This window comes from Sphingopyxis solisilvae, assembly GCF_015475875.1.
Classification (GTDB): Bacteria; Pseudomonadota; Alphaproteobacteria; order Sphingomonadales; family Sphingomonadaceae; genus Sphingopyxis; species Sphingopyxis solisilvae.
In genome coordinates, this window is record NZ_JADKYM010000002.1 from 149,424 (window position 1) to 167,478 (window position 18,055).

Below are 18,055 nucleotides of genomic sequence, written 5' to 3' on the forward strand. Positions count from 1 at the left end.
GAACGTCATTCGGTCATCTGGCGCATCATCTTGTCGATCTTGGCCATCGCCTCGCGCTTGATCTGGCAAATGCGCGCCGCACTGACGTCGAGCGTCAGGCCGATCTCGTGCAGGTTGAGCTCTTCGAAAAAATAAAGCTGAAGCACCATCTGTTCGCGGTCCGACAGGCAGGTGATGCACTGGCGCAGGGCGCCGATCATATCCTCCTGCTCGCAGGCCTCGGCGGCGCCGACCCGTTCGTCGGCGACCAGAAACGCCCCCGTGTCACCAAGCTCGTCGAGCGATGTCGAGCGACCATGCGTTGCGTTGCGCTCCAGCGCAAAATAATCCTCGGCCGACAGTCCCATGGCTTCAGCCATTTCGGCGGTTGTCGGCGCGCGCCGCAATTGCTGTTCCAGCCCGGCGCGAGTCGCCCGAACCCGTTTGGCGGCGTCGATCGCCGACCGGCCGACATCGGCCTCGCGGCGAAGCTGGTCGATCATGGCGCCGCGGATGCGCGTGGTGGCATAGGTCGAAAAGGCAAAGCCGCGTTCCTCGTAGTTCCGGCTCGCCTCGATCAAGGCGATCAACCCCGTCTGGATCAGATCGTCGAGTTCGCTGGTCCGCGCCACCCGCGAGAACACCTGCCAGGCGATCTTGCGAACCAGCGGTGCATATTCCTCGACCAGCGCTTCGACATTTTCGCCATAGCCACGCGCGCGGGCGGCGCGGGGTGCCGATGCGGAAAATTGCTCGGCGGGCTCAATTCTCATGGGGTTGATCCTCCATATGCGCGTCGGGACCGGTCGCGAGGCGCGGCATTTCGGCGCCGATCGTCGCGACGATTTCGGTCTGCTTGTTGGCCGGGATTTCGAGGTACGAGATCACGGCGACGTCGGGGAATGTCGCGCGCACCAGCCGCGACAGCGCCGACCGGCAGAGCGGCGAGGCGACCAGTGCAAAGCTGCGCGTCTGGAGCAGCAGCGGTTCGACTGCCTGGCCGACCTGTTCGATGATCTTCATCGCCATGCCATGCTCGAACGGCCATTCGGCCCCCGGATTGGCGCGCACCGACTGGTTGAGCAGCATTTCGATGTCGGGGCTGAAGGTCACGACGGGCAGCGGCATCCGGCTGGGCACGATGGTCTGGACGATCAGCGCGCCGATGCGCTGGCGCACTGCCTCGACCAGATCGACTTCGTTCAGCTGCTGCGCCGCCAGCGTGACCATCGCCTCGGCGATCTTGCGGAAATCGCGCAGCGGCACGCGCTCGACGAGCAGCGCCTTGCACAGGCCGGCGACCCGCGGCAGCGCATAGCCCTGCGGGCTCAGATTCTGGGCCAGCTGCGGATAATGAATCTTCAGATTGTCGATCAGCGCCTGCGCATCGTCGATGCCGAACAGTTCGGCGGCCGACCCGACGATGCTGTTGTTCAGGTGCGTCGCGACCACGGTCGCCGGATCGACGACGGTATAGCCGGCGGCGATCGCGTCGTGCTGCGTCGCCTTCGGTATCCACAGCGCGTCGAGTCCGAAGGTCGGATCCTTGCACGGGCGTCCGGCCACCTTGGTGACGAGGTCACCCGAATCGAGCGCGAGCATTTCGTTAGGGAACACCTCGTCCTCCCCGACGATCACCCCGGCGACCGAGATGCGATAGACATTGCCGGGCAGCGACAGGTCGTCGCTGACCTTGACCGGCGGCACGACAAAGCCGAGTTCTTTCGACAACTGGCGGCGAATGCCGGTGATCCGCGTCATCAGCGGCGCACCCTTGCGTTCGTCGACCAGGCTGACCAGCGCATAGCCGATTTCCAGCTGGCACGCGCTGGCGTCGCTGACGTCGGCCCATTCGATGTGGTGCGGATCGAGCGCCGGTGCGGCCGGTTCGGGCGTTGCGGCGACCGCGGTTGCCGAACGACGCAGGTGCCAGCCGACGGCAAAGGACAATGCTGACGCAGGCAGGATCAGCATCTGTGGCATCGCCGGCACGAGTCCGAGAATGAACAGGATGCCGCCGACCGCCATCCAGACCGACGGCGCCGAGAACTGGCTGCCGATCTGGCCGCTGAGGTCGAAAGGCGACGCGACGCGGGTTACAATGGCGGCAGCGGCGATCGACAGCAACAGCGCCGGGATCTGCGCGACCAGCGCGTCGCCGATCGCGAGCGTCACATAGGTGCTGCCCGCGGCGGAAAAGCTGAGGCCATGGCTGAACATGCCCAGGATCAGCCCGCCGACAATGTTGACGAACAGGATCAGCAGGCCGGCGATGGCATCGCCCTTCACGAACTTCGAAGCACCGTCCATCGAGCCATAGAAATCGGCTTCGGTCGCCACTTCCTGGCGCCGCGTTTTGGCTTCCTCGGGCGTCAGCAACCCGGCGTTGAGGTCGGCGTCGATCGCCATCTGCTTGCCGGGCAGCGCGTCGAGGGTGAAGCGCGCCGACACTTCGGACACACGGCCTGCACCTTTGGTGATGACGACCATGTTGATGATCATCAGCACGAAGAACACGAACAGCCCGACAACATAGTCGCCGCCGATCAGCACCTGGCCAAAGGCCTCGATCACATGGCCTGCTGCCGCGGTACCCTCGTGGCCGTTGACCAGAACGACGCGTGTCGACGCGACGTTGAGCGCAAGGCGGAACAATGTCGCGAGCAACAAAACCGTGGGGAAAGAAGAGAAATCGAGCGGTTTGGCGGCCGACAACGCGACCATCAGGATCGCGAGACTGATCATGATATTGCCGACAAAGCTGATGTCGAGGATCAGCGGCGTCACCGGGATCACCATCAGCGCGACCAGGATGAGCATCCCGAGCGGCAGGGCCGAGGCGCCGGCAATGCGCCCGAGGTTGCGAAGGTTCAGCGCGGAGGTCATATGGCGCCGCCCGACAGCGAGGCCAGCCGCCGATACGCATCGGCGGCAAAGCCCATCGAAAGTTTTTTCGGCATGGGTTGAATATCCATCATGGGGAGGGGCGGGCGGTTGCCGCCGCCGGCGAGGCCGCTGTCACTGCGGCTGTGCGCCGCCCAGCCCGCCGGCGCGAAGGGTTTCATATTCTCGGTCTTGCCGCCGTTCTCCAGCTTGGCGCGGAAACGGTCGCGGATCTCGCCAAGGCTGCGCATGCTGCCGTCGGGGGCGTAAAAGACCGAGCGGTTGGCGGCGGCGGCTTCGGGCATCATCGGCGCGCCGGGCTGGTCGGGATTGGCGTCGAGCGCGGCCAGGAAACGGGCGGCGCCGCCCGATCCCAGAAAATGTGCGAGATACAGGTCGACGGGTTCGGCGCTGCGGCCGATCCGGCTTTCGAGATAGGCGCGGTTGTCGCCGGTCAGTGCCGCCGCCATCGTCGACGCCGCAAACGGATCATCGCGCAGATCGAATATCTGTTGCCGCAACGCCGGGTCGGCGACAGTCAAGCGTCCCGACGCGTCGCGGCCGATCGCCTCGGCCGCCCAGGCCAGACCATGATTGGCTCCGTGGCGGTCGAGCGTCGCGAGCCACGTCTGTTTGGTGAACTGATACAGGCCGCGCGCCGACGAGGTTGCCGCTTTGGCGGTCGGATTATAGCCGCTCTCGACCCGCGCGACGTCGACCAGATAGTCGAAATCGATGCCCGTGCGCGCCGATGCCATTTGCACCGCGTCCACAACGGGTGCGGCGATGTGGCGGCCTGGCTGGGAATTGCTGACGACGTTCATAATCTGGTTCCGCTGGTTCGGCGAAACCAAAGCAATCATCGTGCCATTTAGGGTTAATGGCAGATATGCAACGATTTATCAGTAGCTTAATGCAGCTCCACGATGATGGGTGCCGCGAATTTCGTGGTTCCTGTCAATCCGCTGACGCGTCCAGTCCTTCAGCACGTTGACGCGGATCGCTGCCGCTTCGAGCTGGCGCAAGGTTTTTCCGATCAGCAACTGGGCACGCTGTTCGCTGCCGGCCGGAATGCCGGTGCCGCGAAACAGGATAACCGCCGTGGCCAGCTCTTCGGTCGCCGCGATGATGGCGCCTGCGTCGTGGCCGTCGAGCGCGTCGACCAGCGTGTCGAGCCGCGATTGCACATCGTCCAGCATCATTCGCCCCCGCCATTGTGATAGTCGATCATGGCGCTGGCAATGATCGCGGGATGCACACCATAGTTGCCGCTGGCGATTGCGGTGCGCAACGCGGCGACGCGGCCGACATCGACGGGCGGCGCTTCGGTGGCGAGCGCCGCCGACAGCCGGACAAGGCGCGCGACCGGCACATGGTCGGCGACCGGCTGCGCCGACGCTGCGGCGCGCGTCTGCGGCGCCCCGGCGTCGCGCGTGACGCTGCGCGGCGGGGCCGCGCGGACGATGCCGCCGACGGGTCCGATCTTGCTGCTGTCACCCGACATAAATGCCTCCATCCGATGCCGTCAGAAAGATGACGGCGCGGTTCACGAAGGTCTTAACGGATGCTTGCCGCGACGATTAAGGCGGTTCGCCGATTTTGGCAAAAGAATGGCCCGGCGATGTCGGAATGCCGAGCATCACCGGGCCAGGGGCAGGGTAGGTTGCTGAGGAGAGGTGCGCGCGTTGCGACGCCGGCCCGTCTCAGTCGATCAGGCGGGCACGACCGGGACCGGTAACGGTGGCGCTGAGCGCCGACTTTGTGTGACTGCCGCGCAGGCCGATGGTCTCGCCGACGCGGCCATCCTGGGTCGCGACGGCTGTGTAGCTGACCGAATAGCTGTCGGTATCGATGGTGACGCGAACATTGTCGCCGCGGCGGATGACGGGCGCCGCAACCGCCGGCCTGGCAAGGCTGGCCGGGACGGCAACCGCGCCGTCTGGGGTGGATAGCGGAACGCGCAAGCGCCAGCCGATCGTGGCACAGCGGACCGCCAGCGCATTGGCGTCGATCGCGGTCACCGACACCTGTTCGGGGCAGCGTGCAAGTTTGATCCGGCGATCAATCGGGGTTGCGGTGCGGCCGAGCGCGCTGGCCACCATCGCGGTCAGCGCGTCGATGGTCTGCCAGTCCTCGCTGGCCTGTTCGGCGCGGGCGGGCGTTGCCGCGGCGGTTGCCAACGCCGCACCGGTGGCAAGGCACAACGCCCGGCGTAGGAAAGTGGTGGCGGACAAGATCGATCTCCTTATGCTCCGACGGACTGTTCCTGCCCGGTGCAGGAAGCGTGCCAGTCGCGCTTTGGGGCGCGTGTCCGTCAGCGGAAAATAGCGCGCGTCGGATTTTTGACGTCGATGCCCGGCAGCGCGGCCGGCAGGCCATCAACCCCATATAAATGCGTGATTTTCCGATTTTGGCACGGTGATTGCTTCATTCCTTGTGTCTTCCGCGCGCCTGCACCGGTTCCGGTCGGTCGGGCAAGCGGCGAAGGAAGGATAGTGATGATGGCATCCGAGAAACTCTTTGGCCTGCATGCGACAGCGCTCCAGCTGCGCAGTCAGCGCATGATGATGCTCGCGTCGAACATCGCCAATGCAGCTACGCCGGGTTACAAGGCGCGCGACCTGGATTTTGCCAAGGCGCTCGATCTTGCCAAGCGGGGCGCCGCGACCGAGGGCGCGATTGCCTATCGCGTGCCGGTGCAGGCGTCGCTCGACGGCAATACCGTCGAAATGGCGACCGAACAGACGGCGTTTGCCGAAAACGCCCTCGCTTACCGGTCCAGCCTCGCCTTCCTCAACGGCCGCGTCAACACTTTGACGCGCGCGATCAAGGGCGAATGACGATGAACGGCAACTTCTCCGTCTTCGACATCAGCGGTCGCGCGATGTCGGCGCAGCTCGTCCGGCTCAACACCACCGCTTCGAACCTGGCCAACGCCGGGACGATCGCGGGCAGCGAGGCCGAGGCCTTCCGCTCGCTCAAGCCCGTCTTTCGTACCGTCATGGACGCCCACGGGCGCGCGACGGTGCAGGTCGACCAGGTGACGACCTCGAAAATGGCGCCGTCGAAACGGCACGATCCGTCGAACCCGCTCGCCGACCAGGACGGCAACGTCTGGCAGGCCGCGGTCGATAGCGCGGCCGAGATGGTCGAGATGGTCGAAACGGCGCGCCAGTATCAAAGCAACGTCCAGGTCCTCGAAACCGCCAAGGGTCTGATCAACGAAACGCTGCGGTTGGGACAATAAGATGAGCATCAATGGAATCAGCAACAAGGACCCCGTGTTCCATCCCCCTGGCACCAGCCAGCAGATGGGCCAGCGCGATTTCCTGCGGCTGATGACGGCGCAGCTGTCGCAGCAGGATCCGTTCAATCCCGTCGATAACCAGCAGATGGTGGCCCAGATGGCCCAATTCTCCAGCCTTGCCGGGATCAACGAGACCAATGTGACGCTGCAGAAAATTTCCGAACAACTGTCGGCACAGACGCAGCTGCTCAAAGACATCAAGGCCGCCACCCCGGCGCCGACTCCCGCCGCCTAAGGAAGGAACAACCCATGTCATTCTATATCTCGCTTTCGGGCCTCAAGGGCGCCCAGACCGACATGTCGGTCATCTCGAACAACATCGCCAACGCCGGATCGGTCGGCTTCAAGCGCAGCAAGGCGCAGTTCGGCGACATTTTCGCCTCGTCCCCGACCCAGTCGACCAAGATGATCGCGGGTCAGGGCCAGCGGCTGAACGGCATCACGCAGCAATTCACGCAGGGGTCGTATGAATCGAGCGAAAAGACGCTCGACATGGCGATCGTCGGCGAGGGCATGTTTGTCGTGAAGGGCGCGCCGCCGCGCGAACAGGTCACCTATACGCGCAACGGTGCTTTCACGGCGACGCCGGACCGCAACGTCATCGATACGACGGGGCAGAAACTTCAACTGTTGCCGGTCGATGCTGCCGGCAATGTGACCGACAACTCGCTTGCCGGAATGTTCGATTTCGTGCTGCCCGAAGGCGCGCCGGGCGATCCCACCGCGCAGCTGGTCAATGTGTCGATCGGCCTCGACGGGCTGGTCACCGCGACCTTTGCCAATGGCGAAGCCCAGACGCTGGGCAAGATTGCCATGGCGACCTTCCCGGCAATGGAGGGGCTGCGCCCTGTCGGCGACGCGCATTGGCAGTCGTCGGGCGAAAGCGGCCCGCCGACCATCGACGCCGCAACCAACGGCCCGATGGGCGCAATCCGCTCGGGCGCGCTCGAACGCTCGAACGTCGACATCACCGAAGAACTGGTGATGCTGATCGGCGCGCAGCGCAACTTCCAGGCGAACGCCAAGGCGATCGAGGGCGCGTCGCAGCTGACCCAGACCATCATCAACATGCGTTGATCCTGCGCGATTGACCGCCTGCCCGGAGCTCTGCCATGGACCGCCTCATCTATACCAGCCTTACCGCGATGCGGGGCAGTCAGGCCCGGCAGACGGCGATCGCCAACAATCTGGCGAACGCGCAGACGCCCGGGTTTCGGGCCGACATGGCCGAGGCGCAGGCGCTGTGGCTGAACGGCAGCGGCGCCAATGCGCGCGCCATGTCGTCCGAGGAAGTACTCGGCGCCGACATGCGCGCCGGCACCATCACCGCAACCGGCCGCGATCTCGACATTGCCGTCCAGGGCGATGCGCTGCTGGTGGTGCAGGCCAAGGACGGCACCGAGGCCTATACACGCCGCGGCGACCTGCAACTGTCGCCCAGCGGGCTGCTCACCACCGGCGACGGTCACCCGGTCCAGGGCGGCCAGGGTCCGGTCACCATCCCCCCCGCCGACGCGGTTACGATCGACGTCGAGGGCCGGGTATGGATCGTTCCTGCGGGCGGCGATGCCGAAAATCCGCAGGAGGTTGACCGGCTGCGGCTGGCGACCCCGGCGGGATCCGACATCGTCAAGGGGCTCGACGGCCTGTTCCGCGTCAAGGGCGACGGCATCCTGCCCGACGACCCCGAGGCGCGGCTCGTGACCCGCTCGATCGAAGGATCGAATGTCGCCGCCACCACGGCGCTGGTCGAAATGATCGAAGCGAGCCGCAGCTGGGACAATCAGCTGAAACTGATCAGCGATGCGCGCGAGATGGACAGCGCCACCGCCAGCCTGATGCAGCTTCCCCGTTAAGGAGACAATGACATGAGTTTCGGTGCCTTGCACGTCGCGCGAACCGGTCTGGATGCCCAGAGCTTCCGGATGCAGGTGATCGCCAACAACCTCGCCAACGTGAACACCACAGGGTTCAAGCGCGACCGCGCCAGCTTTGAAACGCTGAGCTATCAGATGATGACCGCGCCGGGTGCGCCGTCATCGGCGGAAAACCGCTATGCGACCGGGCTCAACCTCGGCACCGGCGTGTCGCTGGGCGGCACGTCGCGCATCGATACGCAGGGGACGTTCGCCACCACCGGCAACGCGCTCGACATCGCGATCGACGGCGCCGGCTATTTTCAGGTCGAAATGCCCGACGGGCGGACTGGCTATACCCGCGCGGGGAATTTCGGCCGCGCGTCTGACGGTACGATCGTGACCTCTGACGGCAAGCCGCTGACCCCCGCCATCCAGATTCCTGAAGATGCCACCAACGTGTCGATCGGCGCCGACGGCACCGTATCGGCCACGGGGGCCGATGGAACGCTGACCGAACTCGGCCGGATCGAAATTGCGCGTTTCGCCAACCCGGCGGGGCTGCAGGCGATCGGCGACAATCTGCTCGTCGAAACCCAGGCATCGGGCGCCCCGCAGGTCGGCGGCGCCGGCGAAGAGGGCCGCGGATCGCTCCGCGGCGGGATGCTTGAGGGATCGAACGTCAATGTCGTCGAGGAACTGGTCGACATGATCGAGACGCAGCGCGCCTATGAGGTCAATTCGAAGATGATCCAGGCCACCGACGAGATGATGAAAAATGCCGCGCAAACGCTCTGAACTTTTGCTTGGCGCGGTCATCGCCCTTGCGCTCGTGCCGTGTGGCGCGGCGGCAAAGGACAAAATGCCACCCGACGCCTTCGCCGCGACCGCGCCGGTTCCCCCGCCGCCGTTGCCGGCCAACGGCGCGATTTTTCAGGGCAGCTACGCGCCGTTGACCTCGGGCGGGCGCGCGAGCCAGGTCGGCGATCTCATCACAATCCAGCTGGTCGAGCGCACCGCCGCAACCAAAAGCAATGCCGCGGGGACGCAGCGCGACGGCAATGTCGGGCTGACCCCGCCATCGACCGGGCCGCTGTCGCTGTTCAACCCCAGCGATATCGCGATGGGCGGCGGGCAGAAATTCAAGGGCAAGGGCGACGCGTCGCAGTCGAACGCGCTGTCGGGCGAGGTCAGCGTGACGATCGCCGAAATCTATCCCAACGGGACGATGCTGGTGCGCGGCGAAAAGCTGCTCACGCTCAACCGCGGCGATGAACGGGTGCAGATCGCCGGCATCGTCCGCGCGATGGATATCAGCCCCGACAATCGCGTCCTGTCGACCCGCGTTGCCAACGCCACCATCCGCTACGTCGGCAAGGGCGAGATCGCCCGCGCCAGCCAGCAAGGTTGGCTCCAGCGCTTCTTCTCGATCATCAGCCCGTTCTGAAAAGGAATATGTCCGTGACCCAGCGTCCCATCCTGTTCACCCTGTTCGCGCTGCTGATCGCCAGCCTTGCCTTCGCGGCACCGGCGCAGGCGCAGCGGATCAAGGACATGGGCCAGTTTCAGGGGCTGCGCGCCAACCAGCTCACCGGTTATGGCATCGTCGTCGGGCTGGCGGGAACGGGCGACGACAGCCTCGATTACTCGACCTTGGGGATGAAGGGCGCGATCTCGCGTTTCGGCCTCACCCTGCCGCCGGGGGTCAATCCGGCGCTGAAGAACGCCGCGGCGGTGATGATCACCGCCGAACTGCCGCCCTTTGCCAAACCCGGCCAGCGCCTTGACGTCACGGTGTCGGCGATCGGCAAGGCCAAGAGCCTGCGCGGCGGGACATTGGTGCTCGCGCCGCTTTATGGTGCCGACGGCCAGATTTACGCGATGGTCCAGGGCAATCTGGTCATCGGCGGGCTGGGGGTGAACGCCGCCGACGGATCAAAGCTGACCGTCAACGTCCCGTCGAGCGGGCGTATCGCCGGCGGCGCCACGGTCGAGCGCGCGGTCGATACCGGCTTTGCCACCGGCGACTGGCTGACCTTCAACCTGCACCAGTTCGATGCGACCAATGCCAAGCGCGTCGCCGACGCGATCAACGCGGCGATCCCGAACAGCGCATCGATGATCGACGGCGCCAGCATCGCGATTCGCGCCAGCGGCAACGGCGACGACCGCATGCGGTTGATGTCGCAGATCGAAAATCTGAATATCCAGCGTTCCGAACCCTCGGCGAAAGTCATCGTCAATGCCCGCACCGGCACGGTGGTGATCAACGGCGCGGTGCGCGTCGGCACCGCCGCGGTCAGCCACGGCAAGCTCACCGTGTCGGTGAAGGAATCGCCGACCGTGGTCCAGCCCGCGCCGTTCAGCCGCGGGGAGACCGCGATCGAACCGTCGAGCGACATCGAGGTCGCCGAGGATGTTCGTCCCGCCTTCCTGATGAAACCCAATGCCTCGCTTTCCGAACTGGTCGACGCGATCAACCGTCTGGGCGTGTCGCCCGGCGATCTGGTCGCGATCCTCGAGGCGCTGAGCCAGGCCGGCGCTCTCACAGCAGAACTGGTGATCATATGACGATGCCCATCTCTTCCACGCCCGCTACGCGCCCGGTCGTCCCCGCTTCGGCCAGTCCCAACCTGACCGGCGGAGGCGGCGACGGCGGACTGCGCAAGGCCGCCGAACAGTTCGAAGCGGTCATCCTGCGCCAGCTGATGGCGACGATGCGCCAGGCCAAATTGGGTGACGATGTGTTCGGATCGAGCGCGACGGACAATTTCCGCGAAATGGCCGACGCGCGCACCGCCGAATCGCTCGCCGCGATGCGCCAGTTCGGCATTGCCGACCTGATCGAAAGCCAGCTTCGTGGTCGCTTGGGCGGCGCGGCGGGAGGTGTCCAGTGAGCGATCTTCTCGGCATCGGTTACAGCGGGCTCAAAGCTTATTCGCGGGCGCTATCGACGGTCGGCGACAACATCGCCAACGCCCAGACGCCGGGCTATGCGCGGCGGCGGCTGGAGATGATGGAGCCGGTCAGCGGCAGCGATTCGGTCTTTTATCGCGGCAACGTCAATCCCGCGGGGGTCGAGATTCGCGGCGTCAGCCGCTCGGTCGATGCCTGGTTGATCGCGGATTCGCGTCTGTCGTCTGGCGATTCGGAACGTGCCGCGACCAAACTTGGCTGGCTCGGCAAGGTCGAAGGCGCGCTCAGCGACGAGAGCAATGGCATCAAGACCGGACTGACCCGGCTGTTCACCACTGCCGACCAGCTGACCGCCGACCCGGGCAACCGGACCCTGCGCAGCCAGTTCCTGCAGGCGGTCGACGAGGTCGCGTCGGGCTTTCGCACCGCCGCCGGCCAGCTCGACCGGATGAGCGAAGGCATCGGCGGCGCGGCGACCAGCACCGTCGACCAGTTCAATGCCAATCTGCAGGCGCTCGAACAGATCAACATCGGGCTGCGCAAGGCACGGCCGGGTTCGACGAACGAAGCCAGCCTCCTCGACGAACGCGACCGGTTGCTCGACAAATTGTCGTCGCAGGCCGGGGTCAGCGCCACCTTTGAAAACAACGGGTCGGTGACCTTGCGGGCGTCCGGTTCGGGCGACCTGCTCGTCGGCGGCGGCGTGGTCAACCCGATCGCGGTGACTGCGGCAGCCGACGGCCGGCTGTCGTACAGCATCGGCGGATCGCCGCTGACGATCACCACCGGTTCGTTGGCCGGGCTGTCCGAAGCCGCCAATCATGTCGCCGACCAGCGCAGCGAACTCGACGCGCTGGCGGTATCCTTTGCGGCGCAGTTGAACGCGGCGCACCAGGCCGGCACCGACGCCAACGGTAACCCGGGCGCGCCGTTGTTCACCGGCACCAGCGCGGCGACCCTGACCGCGGCGGCGCTGACCCCCGAACAGGTGGCGGCGGCGGATGCCTCGGGCAGCAACGGCAATATGCTGGCGCTCGGCGCGATGCGCGGGGCGGCCGATCCCGAAGCGCGCTGGTCGGGGCATCTCGCCGGTCAGGCCCAGGCGACGGCGTCGGCACGCGCGCAGGCGGCGGCGGCGGAAACACGCGCCGATGGCGCCGCGGCCGCGCGCGACGGGGTCAGCGAGGTCGATCTCGATCGCGAGGCCGCCGACCTGCTCCGTTTCCAGCAGGCCTATCAGGCCGCGGCGCGCACGATTCAGGTCGCGCGCGAAACGATGCAGACGCTGTTGAATTCGATCTAGGAAGGCGACGCAGATGATTAACGCCGTGGGCAACCGGATGACGCGCGAAATTGCGCGCCAGCAAAAACTCGCCGACCAGCTCGAGCGCACGCTGACCCAGATTTCCAGCGGCAAGCGGTTACAGCGCATGTCGGACGATCCGGTCGCGGCGCGGCGCATCGCAACGATCGGCACCACACAGGCCAGCATGGTCGCCTGGAACAGCAATATCACCACGGCCAACGCGCTCGTCGCGCAGGCCGATGGCGTCATGAAGTCGGTCAACAATCTGATGGCGCGCGCGCGCGAGCTCACGCTGGCGGCCGCGAACGATTCGGCCAATCCGGCCGACCGCGCGGCGATCACGAGCGAACTGGGGGCGATTGCGGATGAAATCGACAGCCTGTCGGCATCGCGCGACGCCAATGGCGATCCCTTGTTCGCCAGCGGAAACGCCAGGATCATGCGGTTCGACTCCGACATCAGTTTTGCGCCGGTCCCGGCTGCAGCCGATGTGTTTGTCCTTGGCGGCAACAGCATTTCGGTTGGCGTTCGCGATGCCGCCGCCGCCGTGGCCGCAGGGGACAAGCCCGCGATGGGTGCGGCGCTGACCGGCTTGTCGACCGCGATCGGGCATCTTGCCGACCGGCATGCCGAAATCGGTCTTTCCGGCGGGCGCCTCGAACGCATCGGCGAAACGCTGGCGGCGCGCGACATTACCCTGAAGGACGAACGGTCGTCGGTCGAGGACACCGATCTGACCGTCGCGATCGCGCAGCTCAATGCCCAGGATCTGACGCTTGGCGCCGCCCAGGCGGCCTTTGCCAAGATCAACCGGCAGACATTGTTCGATCTTTTGCGCTGATCGGCTCAATCCGGCGGCGCTGCTGCCGTTAATCATCAAAGACGTCATGGAATTTGGGGCTTCTGGCCCGAATGGAGTTGCCCCCGCATGTTTCCCGCTATCGGCATTGTCGTACTGATCCTGCTGGTGTTCGGGGGTTTTGCGCTGGCCGGCGGTAACCTCGGCCCCGTCATGCACGCCTTGCCGCACGAGATGCTGATTATCGGCGGCGCGGCCATGGGCTCGCTCATCATCGGCAATTCAGGTGCCGATCTGAAGGCGCTCGCCGGCGGGCTCGCCAAAGTATTCAAGGGGCCGCAATATAAAAAGCAGGACTATCTCGACTGCATCCTGCTGGTCTCGACCCTGATGAAGATGATGCGGACCGAAGGCCCGGTGGCGGTCGAACCGCATATCGAGGATCCGAAAAACTCGGCGCTGTTCCAGCAATATCCCAAACTGCTGAAGGACGACACGCTGGTCCACCTGATCTGCGACACGCTGCGTCTGGTCGTCGTGTCGTCGGGGACGCTCGACCCGCATGCGGTCGAGGACGTCATGGACAGCGCGCTCAAGAACCATCACCATCATGCGATCAAGCCCGCCGACGGCTTGCAGAATCTGGCCGACGCGCTGCCGGCGCTCGGCATCGTCGCGGCGGTGCTCGGGGTCGTGAAGACGATGGGGTCGATCGACAAGCCACCCGAGGTGCTGGGCGGTATGATCGGCTCGGCGCTGGTCGGCACGTTCCTGGGTGTGTTGCTGGCTTACGGCTTTGTCGGCCCGTTCGCGACGCGCGCGCGGACGGTGATCGAAAGCGACGGCGCGATCTATCATACGGTGAAACAGCTGATCATCGCTTCGCTGCACGGCCATCCGCAGCCGCTGGTGATCGAGGCGGCGCGGTCGGGGGTCGAACATTCGAACCAGCCGAGCTTTGCCGAAGTGTTTGACGGGATGAGAGGCCGCTGATGGCTGCGCGTCCCAATACCCCGCCGCGCCCGATCATCGTCAAAAAGGTGATCGCCGAAGCGCATGGCGGCCATCACGGCGGCGCATGGAAGGTCGCTTATGCCGACTTCGTCACCGCGATGATGGCCTTTTTTCTGCTGATGTGGCTGCTCGGTGCGACGACCGAAAAACAGCGCAAGGCACTCGCCGACTATTTTGCCCCGACCATCGTCCAGTCGAAACAGGATACCGCCGGATCGAACGGCTTTTTTGGCGGCGATTCGCTCGTTGCCGTCGACAAATATCCGCACGGCCCTGGACAGACCGGGACCAAAACCATGACCATCCCCCGCGATGCCGTCGGCGGCCCCAAGGAAGCGTCGGGCCGCGAACGCGAACGGCTGAGGTTCCAGCAAATCGCCCGGGCGTTGACCGAGCGCGTTCAGGCGAAGGGCGAACTGAAACGGCTCGCCCGCAATCTGCGCTTTACCGAAACCGTGGAGGGACTCCGTATCGATGTTGTCGACGATGCCGATTTTTCGATGTTCGCCATCGGAACCAGCCAGCTGACGCCCGCCGGCGCGCGACTGTTCGGCGAGATTGCGGGACCGGTTGCCGAAATGCCGAACCAGATCATGATCCGCGGCCATACCGATGCGGCGCCCTGGTCGGCTGCGTCGGGGACCAACAACTGGCGGCTGTCGGTCGACCGGGCAGAGGTCACGCGCCACTTTCTCGAGTATCGCGGCATCGACAAGACGCGCTTCCAGCGCATCGAGGGGGTCGCCGATCGCGAACCCTATATCCCCTCCGACGGATTCGATCCGCGCAACCGCCGCATCTCGATCACCCTCGGCTGGCGCACAGCGGTCGGCAATTAGTGCCAGTTTGGCGGTATATCCGATCGTTAATGACGCGAATGCGTAGACAAAACATCCATTTTGGCAATAACCATTTGTTTTGAATGGGTTAGGTGCCTTTGGATAATCTTTTGTTTACTACTTTCGTCAATTTCTGGGTCCATCGAAAAGGCGCCGAATTGGGGGGCGCGGTGGAGACCAGAATGACCGTGGGGCACAAAAATAATCCGGCGCTCGAGACGCTCATCATCGGGAGCAGCGCGGCCGCGACGCAGCTGCGCGACATGATCCGCCGGGTCGCCCGGTCGAACGCCTCGGTCATGCTCTGCGGTCCGTCCGGATCGGGCAAGGAACTTGTTGCCCGCGCCATCCACGACGAAGGCGCCCGCGCCGCAAAGGCCTTTTCCGCGATCAATTGCGGCGCCATTCCCGGCGACCTGATCGAATCCGAATTGTTCGGCCATGAAAAGGGCAGCTTCACCGGCGCCCACGCCCGCCGCATCGGCCATTTCGAGGCGAGCGACGGCGGCACATTGTTCCTCGACGAAATCGGCGACATGCGTTTCGACATGCAGGTCAAGCTGCTTCGCGTGCTGGAAGAACGGACGATCGTCCGCGTCGGCAGCAGCGAGGTGAAGGCCGTCGATGTCCGCGTCATTTCGGCGACCCACCAGGATCTCGGCGCCGCGATCGCCGATGGCAAGTTCCGCGAAGACCTGTTCTTCCGGCTCGGCGTGGTTGTGTTGCAGGTCCCCAGCCTCGCCAGCCGCGTCGAGGACATTCCCGCGCTCATCCGCCATTTTCAGCGCAAGATGCCGGGCGAGGCGAAGTGCCGGTTTGACGATGCCGCGATGGCGCTGCTGATGCAGCACGGCTGGCCGGGCAACGTCCGCGAACTGCGCAACTTCGTCGAGCGAGCCAGCGTGCTGCACGGCGGCGAAACGCTCGGCGCCAGCGATGTCGCCATCCTTTTGAACCCCACCGCAGCGCTTGCACCGCGGCCGGCTGTCCCCAGCAGCCCGGCCGCGGTGCAGGCCAGCGCGGACGAATCCGCCGCGGCCCATGCGGCACCGCATGCCAAGACGCCGGCGCCCGGCCGCCCGATCGACCTGAAGCGCGAGATCGAAACGATCGAGCTCGAACAGATCCACGTCGCGCTCGACCTGGCCGACGGCATCATTTCCGAAGCGGCGCGGCTGCTGACGTTGAAACGCACCACGCTCATCGAAAAGATGCGCAAATACGGGGTGCAGCAGCAGGCGGCCTGACCATATCGCACAAGTTTTCAGCAAGTGCTGAAAATAGGGGGCTCTGGTCCGCCCCCGATCACCCGGCCGCCCGTCCCCACCTAGGGCGGCCGGGTACCCAATTTTCCGAAATCAGGACGAGTGGACGCCGCACTCAGCGCAGCTGGCGCCAGGCCGCGCTGACCGTCAGCAAGCCTTCGAGCAGATCGGCGAGCGCCGCATCGTCGTTTTGCAAGACGGCGTCGTCGAGTTTGCGGCGCATGCTGCGATAGACGCGCGACAGCGCCGCCGCGACGTCGCCCCCCGCATCATGATCGAGCCCCGCATCGAGGCCGATCAGGATTGCGCGGGCGCGGTGTGCGGGCTCGGTCGCCGAAATGCGCTGTCCTTGGCGAACCATCGACCCCAGCACGCCCAGCGCGATTTCCAGCTCGTCGTACAGCATCGTCACCAGCTCGACCGGGTCGGCGGCGGCGGCGCGGCTTTCGTGCTGCAAACGGCGATATTGCCCGGTCGCCCGGACGGTCGAGGCGGTGGCGGTCACGGTCGAAGTCCCTAGTCGTTACGCGAGTTGGTCCACATCTTGATCTGCTGCTCAAGATAGGTCTGGGTGGCCTTGAACGCGGCCAGTTTGGCGTCGAGCGAGCCATATTGTTTCTCGAGCCGGGCACGATAGGCGCTCTCGCGCATCTCGACCGTTTCGAGTTGCCCAAGCAGATTGTCTTTCCGCGCCGCGAGCGATTTGCTGACGCGGTCGATGACGCCGTTGTTGCCGACCGCCCTGTCGCGGATCGCGTCGAGGGCAAAGGCGATACCGGGGTCGGTCGCCTCGGTGCGACCGCCGTCGCGGCGGGGATTGAACAATGCCTCGACCGCGCCGGCATCGGTTTCCAGTGCCTTGGCAAGCTTGGCCTCGTCGACCGCGAGCAAACCGTCCTTGGTTGTCGACACGCCGATGTCGCTGAGCTTGTTGATCGTGGGGTGGCTGGTAACGACCTGTCCGACCAGCGTCGCCAATTCGCGCTCCAGTTCGCGGAGCGAGGCGGTGGGCCCGGCCATGCCCGAAGCCGCAAGCACACTCTTCTTGAGCTGGTTGTACACGGCGACGAAATCGCCGACCGTCTGCTTGATCATGTCGAGCGGACGGTTCGCGCCAATATCGACGGGCTGGCCCGGCGCAGCCTTTTTCAGGGTCAGCGACATGCCCGGAACCACGTCGTCGACGATGTTCGACGCGCGGCTGAACGCGATCCCGTCGATCGTGAACTCGGCGTTGGCGGCGCTTTGTCCCTGTGTCATCCCGCCGCCGGTGGCGAAGGCCGCGAGTGCCGGATCGGCATCAGGGTCGGCGGTGAGTGTGAAGGCGTTCGCCGCGCCGGTCGGACCCTTCAGGATCAGCCGGTGGCCGCCTTCGTCGGCGATGATCGAGGCGGTGACCCCGGCGCCGCTGGCGTTGATGCTGTTGGCCAGGCCGTCGAGGCTGTTGTTGCCTGCGCCGACGGTAATCGTTGTCGCCACGCCGCCCACGGTCAGGGTCATCGTCCCCGTGCCGATCGCGTCGGTGCGGCTGGCCACAACCGCCGAATAATTTGTTTGTGCGCGCGCGAGCTGGTTCACCACCACCGTTGCGGCAAAGCTGTCAGCGGACAGCCCGGCACGACTGGTGGCGCCAAGGATGCTCTGGTCGGACACCGTCGGCGTGCTGCGCAGGGTGCCGTCGCTGACCATCTGGCTCAATGAGTCGGCAAAGCCGTCGAGATTCGACCGCGCTTGCGCCAGCGCGCTGATCCGCGCCTGGTTCTGTTGATTCAGCGACGCGATGCGCGCGACCTTGGGATCGCGCGATGCGGCCGAGAGATCCTCGACCAGCTTTTTCATATCGATGCCCGAGCCAAAGCCCAGGCTGGCGGCGATTGAACTGACCATGGCG

Annotated in this window: 22 protein-coding genes; 14 read left to right on the forward strand and 8 right to left on the reverse strand. The window is 65.3% G+C overall.

The window, feature by feature from the left end:
• Positions 1-5: 5 nt before the first annotated feature.
• The 6 genes from IR187_RS02800 to IR187_RS02825 all read right to left on the reverse strand — a co-directional run bounded on the left by IR187_RS02800 (position 6) and on the right by IR187_RS02825 (position 5,096).
• On the reverse strand, positions 6-752 hold the full coding sequence (locus tag IR187_RS02800) for a sigma-70 family RNA polymerase sigma factor (protein ID WP_194953179.1): 747 nt from the start codon (positions 750-752) through the stop codon (positions 6-8).
• Positions 742-2,865: a flagellar biosynthesis protein FlhA gene (gene flhA / locus IR187_RS02805; RefSeq protein ID WP_194953180.1), complete on the reverse strand. Its 2,124-nt coding sequence runs from the start codon at positions 2,863-2,865 to the stop codon at positions 742-744. Before flhA ends, IR187_RS02800 begins: the two co-directional genes overlap by 11 nt.
• A complete protein-coding gene (locus IR187_RS02810) occupies positions 2,862-3,686 on the reverse strand; it encodes a transglycosylase SLT domain-containing protein (protein WP_194953181.1) in 825 nt (274 codons plus the stop codon). Before IR187_RS02810 ends, flhA begins: the two co-directional genes overlap by 4 nt.
• A gap of 78 nt (positions 3,687-3,764) precedes the next feature.
• Positions 3,765-4,064 carry a hypothetical protein gene (locus tag IR187_RS02815; RefSeq protein ID WP_194953182.1) on the reverse strand — a complete coding sequence of 100 codons (300 nt, stop codon included), beginning with the start codon at positions 4,062-4,064 and terminating at the stop codon, positions 3,765-3,767.
• A complete protein-coding gene (gene flgM, locus IR187_RS02820; protein ID WP_194953183.1) occupies positions 4,061-4,366 on the reverse strand; it encodes a flagellar biosynthesis anti-sigma factor FlgM in 306 nt (101 codons plus the stop codon). The genes IR187_RS02815 and flgM overlap by 4 nt, the downstream gene beginning before the upstream one ends.
• Positions 4,367-4,565: 199 nt before the next feature.
• Complete coding sequence (locus IR187_RS02825; RefSeq protein WP_194953184.1) at positions 4,566-5,096, reverse strand: flagella basal body P-ring formation protein FlgA; 531 nt, start codon at positions 5,094-5,096, stop codon at positions 4,566-4,568.
• A gap of 267 nt (positions 5,097-5,363) precedes the next feature.
• Here IR187_RS02825 and IR187_RS02830 point away from each other — a divergent pair, with 267 nt between their 5' ends.
• From IR187_RS02830 to IR187_RS02895, 14 genes are all read left to right on the forward strand, one after another.
• Positions 5,364-5,702, forward strand: coding sequence for a flagellar basal body rod protein FlgB (locus IR187_RS02830; RefSeq protein WP_194953185.1), 339 nt, complete (start codon positions 5,364-5,366; stop codon positions 5,700-5,702).
• Positions 5,699-6,109: a flagellar basal body rod protein FlgC gene (gene flgC, locus IR187_RS02835; protein WP_194953186.1), complete on the forward strand. Its 411-nt coding sequence runs from the start codon at positions 5,699-5,701 to the stop codon at positions 6,107-6,109. Before IR187_RS02830 ends, flgC begins: the two co-directional genes overlap by 4 nt.
• A 1-nt stretch (position 6,110) precedes the next feature.
• A complete protein-coding gene (locus tag IR187_RS02840; protein WP_194953187.1) occupies positions 6,111-6,404 on the forward strand; it encodes a flagellar hook assembly protein FlgD in 294 nt (97 codons plus the stop codon).
• Positions 6,405-6,418: 14 nt separating this feature from the next.
• Positions 6,419-7,246: a flagellar hook-basal body complex protein gene (locus IR187_RS02845; protein ID WP_194953188.1), complete on the forward strand. Its 828-nt coding sequence runs from the start codon at positions 6,419-6,421 to the stop codon at positions 7,244-7,246.
• Between the two features lie 35 nt (positions 7,247-7,281).
• Positions 7,282-8,025 carry a flagellar basal body rod protein FlgF gene (locus IR187_RS02850; RefSeq protein ID WP_194953189.1) on the forward strand — a complete coding sequence of 248 codons (744 nt, stop codon included), beginning with the start codon at positions 7,282-7,284 and terminating at the stop codon, positions 8,023-8,025.
• A 12-nt stretch (positions 8,026-8,037) separates the two neighbouring features.
• Positions 8,038-8,823 (forward strand): flagellar basal-body rod protein FlgG, encoded by a 786-nt coding sequence (flgG, locus tag IR187_RS02855; protein WP_194953190.1) that lies wholly within the window; start codon positions 8,038-8,040, stop codon positions 8,821-8,823.
• Positions 8,804-9,472: a flagellar basal body L-ring protein FlgH gene (locus IR187_RS02860; protein ID WP_194953191.1), complete on the forward strand. Its 669-nt coding sequence runs from the start codon at positions 8,804-8,806 to the stop codon at positions 9,470-9,472. Before flgG ends, IR187_RS02860 begins: the two co-directional genes overlap by 20 nt.
• Positions 9,473-9,480: 8 nt before the next feature.
• Complete coding sequence (locus tag IR187_RS02865) at positions 9,481-10,596, forward strand: flagellar basal body P-ring protein FlgI (RefSeq protein WP_194953192.1); 1,116 nt, start codon at positions 9,481-9,483, stop codon at positions 10,594-10,596.
• Positions 10,593-10,922 (forward strand): rod-binding protein, encoded by a 330-nt coding sequence (locus IR187_RS02870; protein WP_194953193.1) that lies wholly within the window; start codon positions 10,593-10,595, stop codon positions 10,920-10,922. Before IR187_RS02865 ends, IR187_RS02870 begins: the two co-directional genes overlap by 4 nt.
• Positions 10,919-12,244 (forward strand): flagellar hook-associated protein FlgK, encoded by a 1,326-nt coding sequence (gene flgK, locus IR187_RS02875; protein WP_194953194.1) that lies wholly within the window; start codon positions 10,919-10,921, stop codon positions 12,242-12,244. Before IR187_RS02870 ends, flgK begins: the two co-directional genes overlap by 4 nt.
• Positions 12,245-12,257: 13 nt before the next feature.
• Positions 12,258-13,088 carry a flagellin N-terminal helical domain-containing protein gene (locus IR187_RS02880; protein ID WP_194953195.1) on the forward strand — a complete coding sequence of 277 codons (831 nt, stop codon included), beginning with the start codon at positions 12,258-12,260 and terminating at the stop codon, positions 13,086-13,088.
• Positions 13,089-13,175: 87 nt separating this feature from the next.
• On the forward strand, positions 13,176-14,039 hold the full coding sequence (gene motA / locus IR187_RS02885) for a flagellar motor stator protein MotA (protein ID WP_194953196.1): 864 nt from the start codon (positions 13,176-13,178) through the stop codon (positions 14,037-14,039).
• Entirely contained in the window at positions 14,039-14,899 is an 861-nt protein-coding gene (locus IR187_RS02890; protein WP_194953197.1) for a flagellar motor protein MotB, read from the forward strand. The genes motA and IR187_RS02890 overlap by 1 nt, the downstream gene beginning before the upstream one ends.
• A 182-nt stretch (positions 14,900-15,081) precedes the next feature.
• Entirely contained in the window at positions 15,082-16,146 is a 1,065-nt protein-coding gene (locus IR187_RS02895) for a sigma-54 interaction domain-containing protein (protein WP_194953198.1), read from the forward strand.
• 133 nt (positions 16,147-16,279) lie between these two features.
• Here IR187_RS02895 and IR187_RS02900 read toward each other — a convergent pair whose 3' ends face one another.
• Together IR187_RS02900 and fliD are read right to left on the reverse strand one after the other, a co-directional pair.
• A complete protein-coding gene (locus IR187_RS02900; RefSeq protein ID WP_194953199.1) occupies positions 16,280-16,669 on the reverse strand; it encodes a flagellar export chaperone FliS in 390 nt (129 codons plus the stop codon).
• Positions 16,670-16,680: 11 nt separating this feature from the next.
• A complete protein-coding gene (gene fliD / locus IR187_RS02905) occupies positions 16,681-18,051 on the reverse strand; it encodes a flagellar filament capping protein FliD (protein WP_194953200.1) in 1,371 nt (456 codons plus the stop codon).
• Positions 18,052-18,055: the final 4 nt, after the last annotated feature.

What these genes read in the sequence shown, in the direction of transcription:
- IR187_RS02800 (WP_194953179.1), bottom strand. Translation starts at nt 752, where the DNA reads ATGAGAATTGAGCCCGCCGAGCAATTTTCCGCATCGGCACCCCGCGCC.
- flhA (WP_194953180.1), bottom strand. Translation starts at nt 2,865, where the DNA reads ATGACCTCCGCGCTGAACCTTCGCAACCTCGGGCGCATTGCCGGCGCC.
- IR187_RS02810 (WP_194953181.1), bottom strand. Translation starts at nt 3,686, where the DNA reads ATGAACGTCGTCAGCAATTCCCAGCCAGGCCGCCACATCGCCGCACCC.
- IR187_RS02815 (WP_194953182.1), bottom strand. Translation starts at nt 4,064, where the DNA reads ATGATGCTGGACGATGTGCAATCGCGGCTCGACACGCTGGTCGACGCG.
- flgM (WP_194953183.1), bottom strand. Translation starts at nt 4,366, where the DNA reads ATGTCGGGTGACAGCAGCAAGATCGGACCCGTCGGCGGCATCGTCCGC.
- IR187_RS02830 (WP_194953185.1), top strand. Translation starts at nt 5,364, where the DNA reads ATGGCATCCGAGAAACTCTTTGGCCTGCATGCGACAGCGCTCCAGCTG.
- flgC (WP_194953186.1), top strand. Translation starts at nt 5,699, where the DNA reads ATGACGATGAACGGCAACTTCTCCGTCTTCGACATCAGCGGTCGCGCG.
- IR187_RS02840 (WP_194953187.1), top strand. Translation starts at nt 6,111, where the DNA reads ATGAGCATCAATGGAATCAGCAACAAGGACCCCGTGTTCCATCCCCCT.
- IR187_RS02845 (WP_194953188.1), top strand. Translation starts at nt 6,419, where the DNA reads ATGTCATTCTATATCTCGCTTTCGGGCCTCAAGGGCGCCCAGACCGAC.
- IR187_RS02850 (WP_194953189.1), top strand. Translation starts at nt 7,282, where the DNA reads ATGGACCGCCTCATCTATACCAGCCTTACCGCGATGCGGGGCAGTCAG.
- flgG (WP_194953190.1), top strand. Translation starts at nt 8,038, where the DNA reads ATGAGTTTCGGTGCCTTGCACGTCGCGCGAACCGGTCTGGATGCCCAG.
- IR187_RS02860 (WP_194953191.1), top strand. Translation starts at nt 8,804, where the DNA reads ATGCCGCGCAAACGCTCTGAACTTTTGCTTGGCGCGGTCATCGCCCTT.
- IR187_RS02865 (WP_194953192.1), top strand. Translation starts at nt 9,481, where the DNA reads ATGTCCGTGACCCAGCGTCCCATCCTGTTCACCCTGTTCGCGCTGCTG.
- IR187_RS02870 (WP_194953193.1), top strand. Translation starts at nt 10,593, where the DNA reads ATGACGATGCCCATCTCTTCCACGCCCGCTACGCGCCCGGTCGTCCCC.
- IR187_RS02880 (WP_194953195.1), top strand. Translation starts at nt 12,258, where the DNA reads ATGATTAACGCCGTGGGCAACCGGATGACGCGCGAAATTGCGCGCCAG.
- motA (WP_194953196.1), top strand. Translation starts at nt 13,176, where the DNA reads ATGTTTCCCGCTATCGGCATTGTCGTACTGATCCTGCTGGTGTTCGGG.
- IR187_RS02890 (WP_194953197.1), top strand. Translation starts at nt 14,039, where the DNA reads ATGGCTGCGCGTCCCAATACCCCGCCGCGCCCGATCATCGTCAAAAAG.
- IR187_RS02895 (WP_194953198.1), top strand. Translation starts at nt 15,082, where the DNA reads ATGACCGTGGGGCACAAAAATAATCCGGCGCTCGAGACGCTCATCATC.
- fliD (WP_194953200.1), bottom strand. Translation starts at nt 18,051, where the DNA reads ATGGTCAGTTCAATCGCCGCCAGCCTGGGCTTTGGCTCGGGCATCGAT.